General features: G+C 71.7%; 19 protein-coding genes and 1 pseudogene. 7 read left to right on the forward strand and 13 right to left on the reverse strand.

From position 1 onward, the window contains the following. Nucleotides 1-41 precede the first annotated feature (41 nt). Entirely contained in the window at nt 42-758 is a 717-nt protein-coding gene (locus tag ACGFH9_RS11500) for a thymidine kinase (protein ID WP_393217510.1), read from the forward strand. Nucleotides 759-810: 52 nt separating this feature from the next. Here ACGFH9_RS11500 and ACGFH9_RS11505 read toward each other — a convergent pair whose 3' ends face one another. Together ACGFH9_RS11505 and ACGFH9_RS11510 are read right to left on the reverse strand one after the other, a co-directional pair. Beyond that, nucleotides 811-1,014: a hypothetical protein gene (locus ACGFH9_RS11505; RefSeq protein WP_393217512.1), complete on the reverse strand. Its 204-nt coding sequence runs from the start codon at nt 1,012-1,014 to the stop codon at nt 811-813. 20 nt (nt 1,015-1,034) lie between these two features. Continuing rightward, on the reverse strand, nt 1,035-1,493 hold the full coding sequence (locus ACGFH9_RS11510; protein ID WP_393217514.1) for a hypothetical protein: 459 nt from the start codon (nt 1,491-1,493) through the stop codon (nt 1,035-1,037). 135 nt (nt 1,494-1,628) lie between these two features. Here ACGFH9_RS11510 and ACGFH9_RS11515 point away from each other — a divergent pair, with 135 nt between their 5' ends. Beyond that, nucleotides 1,629-3,332, forward strand: a complete 1,704-nt coding sequence (locus ACGFH9_RS11515) for an acyl-CoA dehydrogenase family protein (protein WP_393217515.1) — start codon at nt 1,629-1,631, stop codon at nt 3,330-3,332. Nucleotides 3,333-3,477: 145 nt separating this feature from the next. Here the strand turns inward: ACGFH9_RS11515 and ACGFH9_RS11520 are convergent, their stop codons facing one another. The 6 genes and pseudogenes from ACGFH9_RS11520 to ACGFH9_RS11545 all read right to left on the reverse strand — a co-directional run bounded on the left by ACGFH9_RS11520 (nt 3,478) and on the right by ACGFH9_RS11545 (nt 7,436). Beyond that, on the reverse strand, nt 3,478-3,897 hold the full coding sequence (locus tag ACGFH9_RS11520; protein ID WP_393217517.1) for a peptidase inhibitor family I36 protein: 420 nt from the start codon (nt 3,895-3,897) through the stop codon (nt 3,478-3,480). Between the two features lie 359 nt (nt 3,898-4,256). Then, nucleotides 4,257-5,255 carry a tyrosine-type recombinase/integrase gene (locus tag ACGFH9_RS11525; RefSeq protein WP_393217519.1) on the reverse strand — a complete coding sequence of 333 codons (999 nt, stop codon included), beginning with the start codon at nt 5,253-5,255 and terminating at the stop codon, nt 4,257-4,259. A gap of 146 nt (nt 5,256-5,401) precedes the next feature. Continuing rightward, nucleotides 5,402-5,605, reverse strand: a pseudogene (locus tag ACGFH9_RS11530) (hypothetical protein); the annotation flags it as partial. 68 nt (nt 5,606-5,673) lie between these two features. Continuing rightward, nucleotides 5,674-6,189, reverse strand: coding sequence for a GNAT family N-acetyltransferase (locus tag ACGFH9_RS11535; RefSeq protein ID WP_393217521.1), 516 nt, complete (start codon nt 6,187-6,189; stop codon nt 5,674-5,676). Nucleotides 6,190-6,483: 294 nt separating this feature from the next. Continuing rightward, nucleotides 6,484-6,675 (reverse strand): DUF397 domain-containing protein, encoded by a 192-nt coding sequence (locus tag ACGFH9_RS11540; protein WP_393217522.1) that lies wholly within the window; start codon nt 6,673-6,675, stop codon nt 6,484-6,486. Next, a complete protein-coding gene (locus tag ACGFH9_RS11545; protein ID WP_393217524.1) occupies nt 6,666-7,436 on the reverse strand; it encodes a Scr1 family TA system antitoxin-like transcriptional regulator in 771 nt (256 codons plus the stop codon). The genes ACGFH9_RS11540 and ACGFH9_RS11545 overlap by 10 nt, the downstream gene beginning before the upstream one ends. A gap of 198 nt (nt 7,437-7,634) precedes the next feature. Between ACGFH9_RS11545 and ACGFH9_RS11550 the strand changes: the two genes are divergently transcribed. Next, entirely contained in the window at nt 7,635-7,898 is a 264-nt protein-coding gene (locus tag ACGFH9_RS11550) for a flavin reductase (protein ID WP_393217526.1), read from the forward strand. Here the strand turns inward: ACGFH9_RS11550 and ACGFH9_RS11555 are convergent. Genes ACGFH9_RS11555 through ACGFH9_RS11565 form a run of 3 tightly spaced genes read right to left on the reverse strand, consistent with a single transcriptional unit; the run spans nt 7,851 to nt 9,787 of the window. Beyond that, nucleotides 7,851-8,228: a GNAT family N-acetyltransferase gene (locus ACGFH9_RS11555; protein ID WP_393217528.1), complete on the reverse strand. Its 378-nt coding sequence runs from the start codon at nt 8,226-8,228 to the stop codon at nt 7,851-7,853. The two genes, ACGFH9_RS11550 and ACGFH9_RS11555, sit on opposite strands and share 48 nt — an antisense overlap. Nucleotides 8,229-8,252: 24 nt before the next feature. Further along, nucleotides 8,253-8,759, reverse strand: coding sequence for a DUF664 domain-containing protein (locus ACGFH9_RS11560; RefSeq protein WP_393217529.1), 507 nt, complete (start codon nt 8,757-8,759; stop codon nt 8,253-8,255). Then, on the reverse strand, nt 8,756-9,787 hold the full coding sequence (locus ACGFH9_RS11565; protein ID WP_393217531.1) for an aldo/keto reductase: 1,032 nt from the start codon (nt 9,785-9,787) through the stop codon (nt 8,756-8,758). The genes ACGFH9_RS11560 and ACGFH9_RS11565 overlap by 4 nt, the downstream gene beginning before the upstream one ends. Before the next feature lie 951 nt (nt 9,788-10,738). Between ACGFH9_RS11565 and ACGFH9_RS11570 the strand changes: the two genes are divergently transcribed. The 4 genes from ACGFH9_RS11570 (at nt 10,739) to ACGFH9_RS11585 (ending at nt 13,032) form a co-directional block, all read left to right on the forward strand. Then, a complete protein-coding gene (locus ACGFH9_RS11570; protein ID WP_393217533.1) occupies nt 10,739-11,317 on the forward strand; it encodes an NTP transferase domain-containing protein in 579 nt (192 codons plus the stop codon). Between the two features lie 32 nt (nt 11,318-11,349). After that, the gene (locus ACGFH9_RS11575) at nt 11,350-11,811 is read left to right on the forward strand and encodes an HNH endonuclease (protein ID WP_393217535.1); all 462 of its coding nucleotides are present in this window, start codon (nt 11,350-11,352) and stop codon (nt 11,809-11,811) included. A gap of 484 nt (nt 11,812-12,295) precedes the next feature. Then, the gene (locus ACGFH9_RS11580; protein ID WP_393217537.1) at nt 12,296-12,724 is read left to right on the forward strand and encodes a hypothetical protein; all 429 of its coding nucleotides are present in this window, start codon (nt 12,296-12,298) and stop codon (nt 12,722-12,724) included. A 59-nt stretch (nt 12,725-12,783) separates the two neighbouring features. Beyond that, nucleotides 12,784-13,032: a dihydrofolate reductase family protein gene (locus tag ACGFH9_RS11585; protein ID WP_393217539.1), complete on the forward strand. Its 249-nt coding sequence runs from the start codon at nt 12,784-12,786 to the stop codon at nt 13,030-13,032. Between the two features lie 80 nt (nt 13,033-13,112). Here ACGFH9_RS11585 and ACGFH9_RS11590 read toward each other — a convergent pair whose 3' ends face one another. Both ACGFH9_RS11590 and ACGFH9_RS11595 read right to left on the reverse strand, forming a co-directional pair. Then, nucleotides 13,113-14,495 carry an FAD-dependent monooxygenase gene (locus ACGFH9_RS11590; protein ID WP_393217633.1) on the reverse strand — a complete coding sequence of 461 codons (1,383 nt, stop codon included), beginning with the start codon at nt 14,493-14,495 and terminating at the stop codon, nt 13,113-13,115. 346 nt (nt 14,496-14,841) lie between these two features. Further along, nucleotides 14,842-15,540: an ABC transporter permease gene (locus tag ACGFH9_RS11595; protein WP_393217541.1), complete on the reverse strand. Its 699-nt coding sequence runs from the start codon at nt 15,538-15,540 to the stop codon at nt 14,842-14,844. Nucleotides 15,541-15,563 lie beyond the last annotated feature (23 nt).

Raw genomic sequence — 15,563 nt, forward strand, 5'->3', positions numbered from 1 at the left:
CTGACAGATCCGGGCCAGTCGATCGGCTAGGCTGCCAGACCGTGACCGACGACGCCGCTGCCACCCCGACCTGTCTGGCCCACCCGTTTCCCGGCCAGCCGCACGCTCCCGCCGGCTGCGCGGCCGCGCGTGGGCTCGACGGGCGGCCGGTGCACGCCGCGGCGCTCAAGTTCTTCTGGGGGCCGATGGACTGCGGCAAGTCCACGATGGCGTTGCAGATGAACTACAACCACGCCCGCCAGGGCCGCCGAGGGCTGGTCACCACCCGCATCGACCGGTCGCTGGGCCCGCAGGTCACCACGCGCATCGGCCTGGCCCACGAGGCCATCGAGGTCACCGACGACCTGGACCTGCGGGCGCTCGTGCGCGGCCGCTGGGCCGACGGGGTACGCGTCGACTACCTGATCTGCGACGAGGCGTGCTTCTACACGGTGGAGCACGTCGAGCAGATGGCCGAGCTGGTGGACACCTACGACGTGGACGTGTTCGCGTTCGGCCTCGCCACCGACTTCCGGTCCTGCCTGTTCCCGGCCGCGCAACGACTGTTCGAGCTGGCCGACGAGGTGGCCCGCATCCAGGTCGAGGTGCTGTGCTGGTGCGGCCGGGAAGGGCTGCTCAACGCGCGGGTCGTCGACGGTCGGGTGGTCCGCGAGGGCGCGCAGGTCGTCATCGGCGACACCGTCGAGACCGCCGACGTGCGCTACCAGGTGCTCTGCCGGCGGCACTACCGCAGCGGTGACCTCGGCCCCCGCGACTGAGACGCCCGCCGATCCGACAGCCGGTCGGCCCGTAGTTCCCCGGCCCGATCGGTCAGCAGTTGAGGACCTGGTGTGCTAGTTGTTCCAGGGCGTCTCGTTTGTCGGAGTGCGTGGGTTCCTGGGCGAGTTGGGCGATGGAGTCCACCCAGCGTCCTCTGGTATCGGCGGGTAGGCCGGCGGAGTTGTCGCGCACGTACGTCAGAGCGTCGTCCAGTGCGTGGTCGCTGTTGCTGAAGAGCAGGTCAACCGCCCTCAACGCGGTGGCCGGCCGGCGGCTCAGAAGGGGTCACCGCACACCCGCCAGTCCCCGCCCTCGCGGACCACCGGCAGGCGGCGTTCCTCGCTGATGCCGCCGGCGCGGGTCACCTTCACGGTCACCGTGCCGCGCGGACGCCCACCCTTGGTGGACACCGACACGTCGGTGATCTCGTAGTCGGTCACCATCGGCGGGGTACGCACCCAACTGGTGAAACCGATCGCGCTCCACCGCGTACGCGCGTCGGCGCACAGCCGCTCGTACGCCTGATCGCTGTCACCGAGGGCCACCTCGTTGAGGAACCCGTCGGCGGTCTCCCGGATCGGACCGGCCGCCTGCCGTACCGTCTGCAGGTTCCACGCTCCCAGCCCGGCCACCCCGACGCAGCACAGCGCCATACCGAACCCGGCGAAGGCCAGCCCGGCACGCATCGGGCGGCCCCGCCGGGCCGGTCGGTTCCACGACTGGCCGGCACCCACGACTACCGACCGTAGAGAACGCCGTCGCGGTGAGGCAGGACAAGCCGGAAACTGGGCGCGCCCGGCACCCTGTTCCAGGCGGTGACACATCGTCTACGGTCGGCGCACACCCCCGTAGTGCCAGGGAGCCGATCGATGAGCCGCTTCGTACAGCCGGTACCACCCCCCGCCGACCCGTACGCCGGGGACACCCTGCTGCGGTCCTGGCTGGAGCGTCACCTCGGCGCGGACGGACACGCCGCCGCGAAAGGGCGCCTGGCCGAACTGGCCGCCGACGTGACCGGGCCGCTGCGCGCGGCGCACGCCGACGCCGAAGCGCACCCGCCGACGCTGGTGCGCTACGACCCGTGGGGCGCTCGCGTCGACCGGATCGAGGTGTCCTCCGGCTGGCAGGCGCAGCGGGCCGCCGCCGCCCGACACGCCGTGGTGGCGCTGCCCTACCTGCCCGACGCGCGGGGCACCTGGGGCGCGGCCGCGCGGGTCGTACAGCACGCGCTGCTGCACCTGTACGGACCGGAGTCGGCGACGTTCTCCTGCCCGGTGGCGATGACCGACGGGGCTGCGGCGCTGCTCAGCCTGCCCGACGTGGACGCTGGTGTCCGCGACGCGTGGCTGCCCCGGCTGGTCTCCACGGACCCGGACACGGCCATCACCAGCGGGCAGTGGATGACCGAGTCGCAGGGCGGCTCCGACCTGAGCCGGTCCAGCACGATCGGTCGACCGGCGGCGGACGGTTCGTGGCGGCTCACCGGCGAGAAGTGGTTCTGCTCCGCCGCCGACGCGGCGATGGCGGTGGCTCTGGCCCGCCCCGAGGGCGCCGGACGGGGCAGCCGGCTGCTCGCGCCGTTCCTCGTTCCCCGCTACGCGGCAGACTCGCCGCTGGCCACCGGCGCGACGCCGGACGCGCCGGCCCCCGGCGTCGTCGTGCACCGGCTCAAGGACAAGCTCGGCACCCGCGCGCTGCCGACCGCCGAGATCGGGTTGCGCGACGCGTACGCGGTGCCGCTGGGCGACCCGACCGTGCCCGGCCTGGTCCGGGCGATGACCCTGGTCGTGGTGACCCGGGTGCACAACGCCGCCGCCGCGGCCGGCGGAATGCGGCGGGGACTCGCCTACGCCCGCGCGTACGCCGACGCGCGGCACGTGGCCGGTGGCGCGTTGGCGTCCTCGCCGTTGCACCGGGCCACGCTGGGCACCCTCGCGGTCGACGCGGCGGGCGCGTTCGCACTCGCGGGGCACGCATTCGCGCTGCTCGGGCGAGTCGAGGTCGGCGCCGACCCACAGGCCGTGGCGGAACTGCGCATCGTGGCGCCGCTGGCGAAGCTGGCCACCGGGCGGCTCGCCGTCAGCTCCGCGAGCGAGTACGTGGAGAGCTTCGGCGGCGCCGGCTACGTGGAGGACACCGGCGTGCCCCGGCTGCTGCGCGACGCGCAGGTGCTGCCGATCTGGGAGGGCACCACAAACGTGCTGGCCCTGGACGTGCTGCGGGCGCTGAGCCGGGAGGACGCCGGGACGCCACTGCTGAGCCGACTGGCCGCCGCCGTCGACCTGGCCCGGCCGCTGTCGCCGGCGCTGGCCGACACCCTGGCCGCCGCCGCCGCGCAGTTGGGCGACACCATCGCGGCGGTGACGGCCGACCCGGGCGCGGCTGGCGTGCTCGCGGGCGCACGGGGCCTGGCGCTGCGCCTGGCGTACGCGCTGACCGCCGCCCTGCTCGTCGAGCACGCCGCGTGGGGCGACGAGCAGGCGGAACTGGCCGCCCGGCTGTGGGCGCGACGGTGGCTGCGGCACGAGGACATCGCCGAGGACGCCCACCACCACCTGGACCTGCTCTGCTGAATGACAGGCAGGAGAGGCGGCGAGGTCATTGACGTCGGAAAACGGCGGAAGCCCGGGTCATCGACCCGAGCTTCCGCCGCAATCCACCAGAGGGAATTGAGTCCCCTTGCCCCACAGTAATGGTTTCTGCCAGGCCGGGAGATGCCTACTGCAGCCAGGCCGACGACGCCACGTTGTCAAAGTTGCCGAATGGCCGCTGCCGGTCCCTCAGATTCACCTTGGCGCCGGGTGCAATCTCGACGGTGTCCGTCGCTCCGCTGCCGAAGTGATCCACAGAGAGGACAAGCGTGCGGCCACTGAAATTCTTGACCGACGACGCCCGGTCGTCCAGGGGATTGCCATTCTGGAAGAAGCGGTTCCCGAAGTCGACCTGCCCCGAGCCGCCGGCCTGCAACTCAGGGAGGTTGGCGACGCTCCCGCTGAAGTTCGGGTTCTCGTAGATGCACACTTGGTTGCCCTTGCACGGGTACGGGTCCGCGTGCGCGACGCCGGGCGCAAGCGTCAACGCTCCAACTGCGGCGGAGACGACCCCGACCGCGACGTTGCGGAACCTTCGATTACTCACTGATACCCCTCCTTATTGCTCGCCAGCTTCGTGCAACCGGTGAGCGACATGGGCGTGATTGATGCGCTGCGGCTTTACGTTTGCGATTACCGTGGCATTCCGCCGAGCGACGTCAGGAACGTTACGGCTCACCAATATAGCGATAGTTGCTAGATACTTTATTCTCCGCTTCGGTCAGGACTCACCAGGACGCGAATCGCCCCTTGACCAGAGGTGACAGCCTCTTGATGGCCCTGCTTGAAACGACCACACGACCGCATTGGCGGGTGGCTCTACAGGTGTTCGTGATGATGGTGTCGACTTCGCCGCCTGGAAACCCGCGAGGTCGGCGTCCGTCATCGGCCGACCACACCACGGGTTCAGCCGCGTCGGCGCGACCGCGCGGCCCACACCGCGTACGCCGGGTCTCGGTCGAGGTTGTGCCGGTCGCGGTCGTAGCGGCGGGTGGTGCGTGGGTCGGCGTGGCCCATGGCGTCCTGCACGTCCTCGAGGGGAACACCCTCGGAGCGGGCGGTGGTGGCGAACGCGTGCCGCAACGAGTGCGGGGACAGTCGCGCCCAGGCCGGGATACCGGCGGCCCGGGCGAGTCGGCGGACCATCCGGAACACCGAGTGCCTGTCGAGCCGGGCGCCGCTGGCGGTGACCAACAGCGGCCCGGTCAGGTGTGTCACCGGTACGCCGGTGGTGGCGGCCCGCTGGGCCAGGTACGCGTCCACGGCGTACGCGGTGCCCGGGGTCAGCGCGCGGCGACGCTGCTTGCCGCCCTTGCCGACGAAGCGCACGCTGCGGTGCCCGCGTTCGGTGCCGAGATCGGTCAGGTCCAACGAGACCAGCTCCCCGACCCGCAGGCCCAGGTCGGCCAGCAGCGCGATCGCCGCGCGGTTGCGGGCCGCCGTCGGGCCGGTCTCGGCATCGGCCGCGGTGAGCAGCGCGTCCACCTCCTCGGGGGTCAGCCCGATGGTGGCGGAGTGGTCCCGGTCGACGCGGGGTCGGTCCGCGCCGGAGACCGGGTTGGCCGGCACGCCGCCGAGCTTGACGAGGAAGTCGTACCAGCTCGACAGGGCGGAGAGCCGGCGTGCGACGGTCGCCGGGGTCAACGGCCGGCCGCTGCGGGCGACGAGTGTGGACTCCAGCGTGCGGGCGTACTCGTTGACGTGCAGGAACGTGGCCCGCAGCGGGTCCAGGTCGTGGCCGGCGCACCAGCCGAGGAAGGCGGCGACGTCGCGCCGGTAGGCGTCGCGGGTGTGCTCGGACAACCGGCGGTTGCGAAGCCACGCCTCGGTGACGTCCATCGGCGCGCTCGGCAGGGCCGGGCGGGCGGTGGGGCGGGCGAGCACGGGCGCGTCGGAGAACACCATGTGAAAAAGGTTCTCAGCAGCGGATGGGATTGCCACGCAGGCGCGCCGACGGCCGGCACCCCGGTGTGGGCGCCGGCCGTCGGGGCGGTGGCTCAGGCGTTGATCTGCCGGCGTGCGTCGCCGTTGGCGCTGATGGTCACCCGCCGGGGCTTGGCCCGCTCGGCCCGCACGGTGAGCTCGACCGTGCAGTCGATGGTGTCGGGGTCGACGCCGGGCAGGTCGAACGCCGCGTAGAGGTTGTCCCCGTCGCGGTAGGCGTCCAGGTGCATCATCGCGGGACGGGCCGCCGTACCGAAGAACTGCTCGGCGAGCCGGTCCACCTCGCGGAACGGGTCGGTACGCATCAACATCGCTGTGCCTCCTCGGATCTCCTGGCCGAAGGTGATGAGTTGAGCCCGACTGACTCAACTTCCTCTTCTTATCCAGCGCCTTCCGAGCCGGGCGTCAACTTCTTCTCGAACCAGTGCTCGGCGTACGGGCCGTGCGAGTAGGCGGGGATCTCCGCGTACCCGTGCCGGGCGTACAGCGCGCGGGCCTCGACCAGGTCGGAGCGGGTGTCCAGACGGATGCGGTCCACGCCGGCCGCCCGCGCCCGTCGCTCGACGGCGGCCAGCAGCGCGGCACCTCCACCGGTGCCCCGGTGCGCGGGGCGGACGAAGACGCGGGTCAGCTCGGCCCAGTCGGCGTGCCACCGCAGTCCGGCACAGCCGGCCAGGTCCGCGCCGCGGTGGGCGAGCAGGAGCACACCACCGGGGTACGCCAGGTCGTCGCTGGGCATCTCCGCCAGAGCGGCGTCGACCTCGCCCGGTCGGGCCGGTCGACGGTAATACCGCACCACCATCTCGGTCATGTACTCGCGGAGCAGGAGTGTCGCGTCCGGATGGTCGGGACGGACGGCGGCGGTCACCCAGGCGGGTCGAACGGTCGTGGTCACCCGTCGATCGTCAGTGCCCGGTCAACGGATTTTCGGCGGCGGCCCGCCGGTAGACGCCCTCCTCACGGGTGAGCAGGCGCTCGTCCACGAGGTAACTTCCGGGGTACGCCCCACCACGTCGCCGGTTGCACGGCGAGGTGGCGAAGGGCGCCGGCGGTCCCCTCGGGGTGACCGAACGTCACCGTCGGCGCACGAACTTCTCGGCGGCAGGGAATCGACGCCGGGACGACAGCCAGGGCTGCGGCGAGGTCGGAGGGGACCGCAGGCCTGCGCCGGCCGGCCCGCTGTGGACGGTCAGCCGGCCTCGCGGGCCATGGCGACGAAGCTACGCCAGGCGTCCGGGCGGAAGGTGAGCGTCGCGCCGTCGCGGTCCTTCGAGTCACGCACGAGCACCACGCCCGGCAGGTTGTCGGCGACCTCGACGCAGTTGCCGCCGTTGCCGCCGCTTCTCGTGCTCGTGCGCCACCGCGCCCCGGTCATGTCCATGATCCCGCCGCTTCTCTGAGAAGGTCCAGGGAACGTCCCCGGGGCAGCGCCTCGCCGCGAATCCGCTCCCACCGCCGTTCCAGGCTAACAAGCTCCGATGGCGCGTCGAGGATCTGCGCCTGCGCGGCACTGTCGACGTGCGCGAGGCGCGAGCCGTCCGGCAGGTCGGCGATGGTGAACGGCCCGTCGAGCCCGGGGTAGCTGGGCGCGTCCGCCGGGACGATCTGAAGCTGGACGGTGTCCGTCTCGACGTAGCCGAGCAGACGCGTGAGCTGCGCCGCCATCAGCGCCCGGTCGTCGCCGACACGGCGGCGCAGCACGCCCTCGTCGAGCAGGGCGATGAGCAGTGGTCCCTCGGTCTCGCGGTCGATAATCGACTGCCGGTTCAGCCGCGCCTCGGTGAACTCGTCGATCGCAGCCGCGGTCAGCACCCCGCCGCCCAGGGTGGCCCGCGCGTACGCCTCGGTCTGGAGCAGCCCCGGCACCCACGCCAACTCGAACGACCGCAGCGTCACCGCCTCGCGTTCGATGTCGACCCAGGGTCGGAACCACACCGGTTCGCGACGACGAAGAGCGTCCGGCCACAGTGCCTCGGCGTCGCGCGCCAGCAGCTCGGCGACTGTCGAGCGGTGTCGACTCTGGGGGACGTGACCCGGGTTCGCCCACCGGGCAACGGTCTTCGGGTGCACGCCGATCCGGTCGGCGAGACTCTCGGCCGTGTGGCCCGCCTCGGCGAGCGCTGCGACAAAGGCGTGATTCATACCGTTCCTTCCTCGGAGCAAAGGGGCTGCGCCAAAGAGAACACGTAACGCTGTGTGCTTGTCCAGCGACTCCCGGGAAAGTGGGGTATCGACGGCGCGGCCGGCAGGGACCCGAACCCGGCGGACGCGTTCGCAGCGGGGGCCGCTGCCGCGACCGGAAGCGGCCCCCGCCTCCAGCAGCCGACCCAGGAGGTACGCGTGGCCCACACCGAAGGAACGGCCAGGAGGCCGACACACTCACCGTTGCGCCCGTCGTGGCGCTGCCCGGCCTGCGGCATCCTCTGGCCGTGCTCGACCGCGAAGCTGCGCCTGCTCGGCGAGTACCGCGAGGACCGCCCGGGTCTGGTGACGCACCTGGCGGCGGTCCAGAAGGAGGCCGAGGCCGATCTCGCCAGGCTCAACCCCGACGTGGCGCTACCCGACCTGACCCCGCGTTTCGTCGGCTGGGCGCAGGCCCGCTGACCAGGCCGACCCCTCGGTCAGCAGCACGTCCCGCAACCCCGTCTGGCCGACCGGCCGGTCGTCGTCCTCGACGATCGCCCAGCTCACGGCCGTCTCGGCAAGCCACCGGCCGGTCCACTGTGCCGTCCACGCCCTGGCCTCGGCGTCGTCGTCGTCGAGCCGGAGCACGTGCCACCGCCGGATCGCCGGACAGTCGAAGGCGGCGCGTACGACCGGGGCGTCGTCGTCACGCCACGGCCGCAGCGCCAGCCCGGGGCGTACCGGAAGGTGGGGTTGCTCCTGGGCGGCGAGACGCCCAGCGGGCAGGGCTGGGGTGACGAGCAGCGGCATCGGCCCATTATCGAGCAGTCGGTCTCACTCGCCGGTCGGGCCGCCGGCCAGCTCGGCGACCACGTCGAGGTGGCCCAGGTGGCGGGCGTACTCCTGCACGAGGTGGAACAGCACCCGTTCCAGCTGCGCCGGGTCCGCGCCGTTCCAGCGCGGGCCCGGCGCACCGACCTCGGTCAGGTCGTGCGCCGTCACGACGGCAGTGGTGTGCGCGCCCTGCGCCCGCAGCGCCGCGACCAGATCGTCGCGGGTCTCGTCCGGGGCGACGTACCAGCGGTCGTCCCGACGATCACCCCACGGCTCGGCGACGTTCCGGCCCTCGAAGCCCCACTCGATCCAGCGCAACTCGACGTGGCGCAGGTGTGTGAGCAGCTCCAGAGGGGTCCACCCGGACGGCAGCCGGCTGCTGCGCAGCTCCGACTCGTCCAGCGCCGACACCTTGGCCACCGTCGACTCCCGGAAGTAGTCCAGGTAGCGCAGGAAGACCTCGGTGCGGCTGCCAGCCGGTGCGGTCGGCTCGGGGAAGGCAGTCATGAGCCGCTCGGCAGGTCACGACCGCGCTGGCGCACGCCCGCGCCGCCGTACGGGTAGTCACCGATCGGCGGCGCGCTCGCCTCGTCCAGCAGCCGCATCTGCTCCGCGTCGAGGACGAGGTCGGCTGCGGTCAGGTTGTCGTCGAGCTGTTCGGTGGTCCGCGCGCCGAGGATCACCGAGGTGACCGCCGGTCGGGCCGCCAGCCAGGCCAGCGACACCGCCGACATGGACACGTCCCGGTCTCGCGCGATCTGGCCGACCGCGTCGAGCACCCGCCAGGTGCGTTCCTGCGCGTTGCGACCCGCGTACGCCTCGACCCCGCGCTGCGGGTTCTCGCCGAGCCGGGTGGCGCCGGTGGGCGTGGAGTCGCGCCGGTACTTGCCGCTCAGCCAGCCTCCACCCAGCGGCGACCACGGCAGGATCCCGATGCCCTCGTTCTCGCAGACCGGCACCAGCTCGAACTCGATCTCCCGGGCCAGCAGGTTGTACTGCGGTTGCAGCGAGACGATCGGGGTGAGGTTGAGGTGCTGGGTGAGCAGGGCGGCCTTCTGCAACTGCCAGCCGGTGAAGTTGCTGACCCCCGCGTAGCGGATCTTGCCGGCGCGTACGGCGTCGTCGAAGAACCGCAGCGTCTCGGGCAGTGGGGTCAGCGGGTCCCACGCGTGCGCCTGGTACAGGTCGACGGCCTCGACGCCGAGACGTCGCAGGCTCGCGTCCAGGGCACGGGTGAGGTGCACCCGCGACAGGCCGGCGTCGTTCGCCCCGGGGCCCATCGGGAACCTGCCCTTGGTGGCGATGACGAGGCGGTCGCGCATGTCGGGCCGTGCCCGCAACCAGCGACCGACGATCTCCTCGGAGACGCCTGTGGAGTAGACGTCCGCGGTGTCGAGGAAGGTGCCGCCGGCCTCGACGAACCGGTCGAGCTGGGCGAAGCTGCCCTCCTCGTCGGTCTCCGCCCCGAAGGTCATCGTGCCGAGACACAGGGTCGACACCACCGTGCCGGTGGCGCCCAGAGTGCGGTATCGCATGTCGTCCTCTCGGTCGAGTCGCAAAACTGATCTTCGCACCTGGTCAGAGCGTGTGCACCCGGAGGCGTTCGGGGCCCCCACGCGGCGGCGTCGCGGGCGATGACGGCTCGGTGAGCGAGCCCGCCATCGACACCGACCGACCGCGCGCGCCGGCCCGGTCGTCCACATCGGTCGAGCTGCCGCAGCCCGGTCCACGTACGCGGGGGCCGTGGTTGGTGGCAGCCGCGACCAGCGTGACGCTGCTCCTGCTCGCCGGGCGGTACGGCTATCACCGCGACGAGCCGTACTTCCTGCTCTGCGGCCGGCACCTCGACTGGGGTTACGTCGACCAGGGGCCGTTGGTCCCGGCGCTGGCCCGACTGCTCGACGAGATCGCGCCGGGCAACCTGGTGGTCCTGCGGACGCCGTCGGCGCTGCTGGCCGGGGGCGCGGTCCTGCTGCCCGCGATGCTGGCCGTGGGCCTGATCGCCGGTGTGGTGATCGCGGGACCGCGTCGGCTGCCGCGGGACAGATGGGTGCTCGCCGCCGCCGGGATCGCCCTGGTACTGACCGCGCCGAACCTGCTCTGGCAGGCCGCGCACGGTTTCCCGCAGCTCGGCGTGGCCGCGTCGATCCCGGACGGCGACAGCTCCTACAGCGGCCGCCTCGACGCGTTCACCCTCCAGTTCGTCATCATCAGCGTGGTCCTGGTGGCCGGCGGCAAGGGCTACTACGACGCTCCCCTGCTGCTGGTCCTCGCCGCCGGTGGCGCGGTGGTGACCGCCGCTTGGGCGTCGCGCGGCTCGACGTGGCTGCGCCGAGGGGCGCTCGCGGCGGGCGCGGCGCTGTTCCTGCTGCCCAGCGTCGCGTACTCGCGCCCACCTCCTACCGGGAGTGGCTGGCGCGCTGACCCGTGGTTGGGGCGTCCCGGGATGCGGGGCGCCCACCGGTCGTCCGGACTACGCTCGGTTCATGGTCACGGCGGGTCTGCTCCTGGCGGCCGGCGCCGGCCGTCGGCTCGGCCAACCCAAGGCCCTTCTGCCGTATCGTGGCCGCCTCCTCGTGGACCACGCCGCCGAGATCCTCACCGCCGCCGGTTGCCAGCCGGTGCTCGTGGTGCTGGGCGCGCAGGCCGACCAGATCCGTGCCCGAACGCGGCTGCCCGACGTGGTGGTCAACGACGACTGGGCGACGGGCATGGGCTCGTCGCTGCGGGCAGGGCTGGCCGCGTTGGCGTCCAGCCCTGCCGCCGCCGTCGTGGTCACCCTCGTCGACCAGCCCGACCTCACCCCCGAGGCGGTACGCCGCGTCGCCCGCGACGTCAGCGCCGAATCCCTCGCCATGGCCACCTACCGCGACGGGCGGCGCGGACACCCGGTGCTGCTCGGGCGCGACCACTGGCCCGGAGTCGCCGAGGCGGCGACCGGCGACCGGGGCGCGCGCGACTACCTCCGCGCCCACGCCGCAGCCGTACGACTGGTGGACTGCGCCGACGTCGCCGACGACACCGACGTGGACCTGCCCGACGCGGCCGCCGCCCTCCCCCGGTAGCCGCGGCGTCGGAACCTCGTACGCTGCGCCACATGCTCTCCGGCGTTCATGGGTTGTCCCGCCACTTCACCCCCGACAGCCTGCGGGAGCACCTGCTCGCCCACTCCACACGAGCCGAGACGGGCTGCCTCATCATCACCGGCTACGGCTCCCAGCGCGGTGTCCACCAGAAGGTCGCCGGACGCGCCTGGGCGCACATCGCCGCCTACGCCGTCTTCGTCGGCGACTACGACCCCGACCTCGAAGTCGACCACAGCTGCGGTGTCCCCGACTGCATCGAACCGACCCACCTGCGCCAGGTCACGCACGCCGAGAACTGCCGAACCCGCGAGCGCAACCCGCGCTGCCGCAACGGCCATGACCGGGAGATCGACCCCGGTACCGGCACGTACCGCCGGGTCTGCCGCGCCTGCAATCGGGACGCGCAGCGTCGGTGGCGACAGCGCCAGGCCGCCGAGGTCGCCGAGGCCCGCCAGACGTACGGGCACAGCTAGGGATCTGCCCGCACGTCGTGGACGCTGCCGTCGACCAGCTTCCCGCTTCGCCTCGACGGTGAGGGCGTGCCCGGGGATCTTGTCGTGGCGATCACCCACGGTCGGTGTCCCGGTGGGCTCGAACATGAGGATCGCGGCGCCGGTTCGGGTCGTCGGCGACCTGACCGCAGGTGGCTACCGGCGACCGGTCACGCATGCCGCAACGGTGGGAAACAACAGCCTGAGCACTTACGCATCTTAACTGTCATTATGATGCGTATCCGGTATGCCCTGTTTGTGGGCATGGATTAACGGATTATCGTTATCGGCAATCCGTTAATCCGCCGCAAGTCGCGGATGTCCGGCATGAGCGGCCCCGGCGCGAACGCGGTCAACGAGCAGGAGGAGACGCTGCACGGGGCACCATGGGGGGCGCGACACGTTCCGGCTCACGCTCGGCGCCGTCCTCCGGCCGCACCCCGCGACCTCGATCGTCGACAGCCACGTGTCCTTCCCGGTGACACCCTCGGGTCGGGTGGTCATCGGCGGTGCGGACTGGGAGACGCCGACGTACGAGAACGTCGAGCAGGTCGTCCGACGCCTGCGCGACGCGGGACTGTTGGTGCCGTCACACCCGGCGGGCGCGGAGGTCGACCGTCACCGGTCCACGCGCACCCTCCAGCGGCACCACCGTGCAATCACCGGACTGTCGCAGACCGCCGTGACCCAGATCGACCGCGCTAACGCCGCAGCCGCCATGCTGCGCGACGGCCTCGACTGGCGGGCGGTCGTCGACACGCTGGGCTACTTCGACCAGGCTCACCTGGCGCACGCGTTGCGCCGCTTCGTCGGACACACAGCGCGAGGGCTGGGAACGGGCAACAACCCGGCGATGTCGTTCCTGTGCAAGCCCGACCCGCATCCCGGCAGCTAACCTCCGTCGGCCGGGCACCGGATGGCGGCCGAGCCCGATTCACCAGAACGGAGGAAACCGTGCTGCTCAGCGTCAACATCTTCGTGAGCCTCGACGGCGTCGTGCACGGGAGTTGGCAGCTCGTGCAGACGCTGCACGAGGCCGGACTCGTCGACCTCTACCGGCTGCTGCAGTACCCGGTCGTCGTCGGAAGCGGGAAGCGACTGTTCCCGGACGGTACGACGCCCGCCACGTTCGCGGCGTCCGAGGACAGCGTGCGCGTGCTGCCCGGCGGCGTCGTGTCGCTGACCCTGACCCGCCCTCGGTGACCTCTCGACGGGCGCGTACACGGTGGACGAGGGCCGCTCGGTGCCGGTACTCCACTGAACACCGGCACCGAGCGGCGACATCAGTGGGTGGCCCTGCCGAACCACCGCGCCAGATGGTCGTCCAAGGCCCGCTGGTCGTCGCCGATCCAGGCGACGTGACCGTCGGGCCGCACCAGCACACCCGGAACGTCCAGGTCCGCGCTGGCGTCCGCGAGCTGGTCGACCCGATGCGACCAGCCGTCGACGGTCAGTCGACCGGTGCGGTCCAGCAGCAGGCCACGCCCGCGGTGCAGCAGACCGTAGAGGTTGCCCTGTCGCAGGTCGACGTCGGGCAACCGGCGGCCGAGCAGATCGGGGCCCTCGCCCACGTCGTAGCGGATGGCGGTGCCGGTGATCTTCTCCAGGAGATGGCGGTTCACCTCGTCGAAGTCCATCAGCTCGGTGAGCAGCCGGCGTACGGCCCGCGCGCCCGGTTCGTCCGACAGCAGCTGCGTCTGGGCGCGGGTGTTGTCCAGCACGTCGGCGGCGACCGGACGGCGTTCGGCCTGGTAGGTGTCCAGCAGGGTGTCCGGTGCCCACGCGCGGATCTGTGCGGCAAGTTTCCAGCCGAGGTTGACCGCGTCCTGCAGTCCCAGGTTGAGGCCCTGCCCACCGATGGGTGGGTGGATGTGTGCCGCGTCGCCGGCCAGCAGGACCCGCCCGACCCGATACCGTTCGGCCAGCCGGGTGGCGTCGCCGAAGCGGGACACCCAGCGCGGGGAGTGCACGCCGAAGTCGGTTCCGACGACGGCTCGCAGCTGTCGCCGGAAGTCCTCGATGGTGGGTGGTACCGCGCGGTCGCTGAGGCCCGCGGCGGGAACGACGATGCTGTAGAGGCCGACACCGACGGGTCGGACCCAGAATCGGTGCTGCGTTCCGCCGACCGCGGCGACAGTGGCGGCGATTTCCTCCGGTGAGACGCCGGCCTCCATCTCGCCCATCAGCGTCTCGCTCCGCGACGGCTCGCCGGGGAAGCCGACGCCGAGGAGCTTGCGCACCGCGCTGCGGGCACCGTCGCAGCCGACGAGGTATCGGGCGCGCAACTGTTCCCCGTCGGACAGTTCGACGGTCACACCCCCGTCGTCCTGCGCGAGACCGGTGACCGCCCGGCCGCGCCGGACCTGCGCGCCCAGATCGGTCGCGTGTTCCGCGAGCAGACGTTCGATGACCGGCTGCCGAATGCCCAGCAGGTAGGCGTACGGGGAGTCGAGCCCTGAGGGCGCGGGTTTGTCGATGGCGGCGAAGAAGCCGGCAGCCGGACGTCGCCTGCCGTGCGCGAGCATGCGGTCCAACAGGCCGCGCATCGCCAGCACCTCGAGGCTACGGATGTGCAGGCCGACGATGCGGACGGCGGACGGTGGCTCGGTCTCCTTCTCGACGACGAGGACCCGCACGTCGTGCAGGCGGAGTTCGGCGGCGAGCATCGCGCCGGTCGGCCCGCAGCCGACGATGATCACGTCGACGGGATGCCGGGGAGGATCGAGGTGTGCGGAGGACACAGGATGGGCCTTTCGAGAGTGCCGTGGTGAGAAGGCGCTCCCGGCGACACCTGCGTCAGTCGCCCGACCGTGACGGTAGGGGGAGCACCCACAACGAACCAGCGTTCATGGGTCTCACCTCCTCGGGCGGTGTCTCGGTCGACTGCAAGGTACAAGCCCAGCGGCCGCAGGTCCAGCCTTTATGCCGTTCACCGCAGCATGACGTGGGTCATCCGGCGCGTGGCCACCCACATCGCGATCGAGCCGAACGCGATGAGGTAGAGCGCCGCGATCAGCAGGTGCCAGCTGAGGTGGCCCAGCGCCGGCTCCCGGACGAGCTCGATGCTGTGGTGAGCGGCAGGGCCTGGATGAGGGGCCGGACCGCCTCCGGATAGACCGACAGGGGATAGAACGTCGTCGCGAACAGGTACATCGGCAGCATGAACAGCTGGATGTACTGGAAGTCGGGGAAATCCCGCAGGTACGTCGTGACGGCCAACCCACCCGCCGCGAACGCGTACGCGATCAGCAGCGAGGCCGGCAGGGCCAGCAGCACCCAGGCCGAGGTGACCAGCCCTCCGATCGCCATGACGGCCAGGAAGCCGATCGACGTCAGCAACGCGTTGATCATCGCGCTGGTGACCTCGCCGACGGCGATGTCGGTGACCGAGAGCGGCGTCGGCAGGATCGCCTCGTAGGTCCTCTCGACCCTCACCCGAGTGAAGACCCCGATGCTGGTCAGGTTGAACGCCGTGTTCATCGCGGTGGTGGCCAGGATCGCGGGAGCCACGTAGGCGGCGTACGGCACCTCGACCCCGGGGACCGTGCCGACGAGCAGCCCGACGCCGACCCCGATCGACAGCAGGTACAGGAGCGGTTCGACGAGCGCGTTGAGCAGCGGGGTGCTCGACCGCCGGTAGATCATGAAGTTGCGTTCGATCAGCGCGAGCGCGCGACGGCGGGTCCAGGCGGGTACGACGACGCTGGTCATGGTGTCTCCACGAAGCTCTGGAC

Origin of the sequence: Micromonospora sp. NPDC049102 (assembly GCF_043197485.1) — a bacterium.
Lineage (GTDB): Bacteria > Actinomycetota > Actinomycetes > Mycobacteriales > Micromonosporaceae > Micromonospora.

Bases quoted from the DNA above. Each gene is read 5' to 3' on its own strand.
- ACGFH9_RS11515 (WP_393217515.1), top strand. From the start codon at position 1,629: ATGAGCCGCTTCGTACAGCCGGTACCACCCCCCGCCGACCCGTACGCC.
- ACGFH9_RS11525 (WP_393217519.1), bottom strand. From the start codon at position 5,255: ATGGTGTTCTCCGACGCGCCCGTGCTCGCCCGCCCCACCGCCCGCCCG.
- ACGFH9_RS11540 (WP_393217522.1), bottom strand. From the start codon at position 6,675: ATGGACATGACCGGGGCGCGGTGGCGCACGAGCACGAGAAGCGGCGGC.
- ACGFH9_RS11545 (WP_393217524.1), bottom strand. From the start codon at position 7,436: ATGAATCACGCCTTTGTCGCAGCGCTCGCCGAGGCGGGCCACACGGCC.
- ACGFH9_RS11555 (WP_393217528.1), bottom strand. From the start codon at position 8,228: ATGCCGCTGCTCGTCACCCCAGCCCTGCCCGCTGGGCGTCTCGCCGCC.
- ACGFH9_RS11560 (WP_393217529.1), bottom strand. From the start codon at position 8,759: ATGACTGCCTTCCCCGAGCCGACCGCACCGGCTGGCAGCCGCACCGAG.
- ACGFH9_RS11565 (WP_393217531.1), bottom strand. From the start codon at position 9,787: ATGCGATACCGCACTCTGGGCGCCACCGGCACGGTGGTGTCGACCCTG.
- ACGFH9_RS11570 (WP_393217533.1), top strand. From the start codon at position 10,739: ATGGTCACGGCGGGTCTGCTCCTGGCGGCCGGCGCCGGCCGTCGGCTC.
- ACGFH9_RS11575 (WP_393217535.1), top strand. From the start codon at position 11,350: ATGCTCTCCGGCGTTCATGGGTTGTCCCGCCACTTCACCCCCGACAGC.
- ACGFH9_RS11590 (WP_393217633.1), bottom strand. From the start codon at position 14,495: ATGCTCGCCGCCGAACTCCGCCTGCACGACGTGCGGGTCCTCGTCGTC.
- ACGFH9_RS11595 (WP_393217541.1), bottom strand. From the start codon at position 15,540: ATGACCAGCGTCGTCGTACCCGCCTGGACCCGCCGTCGCGCGCTCGCG.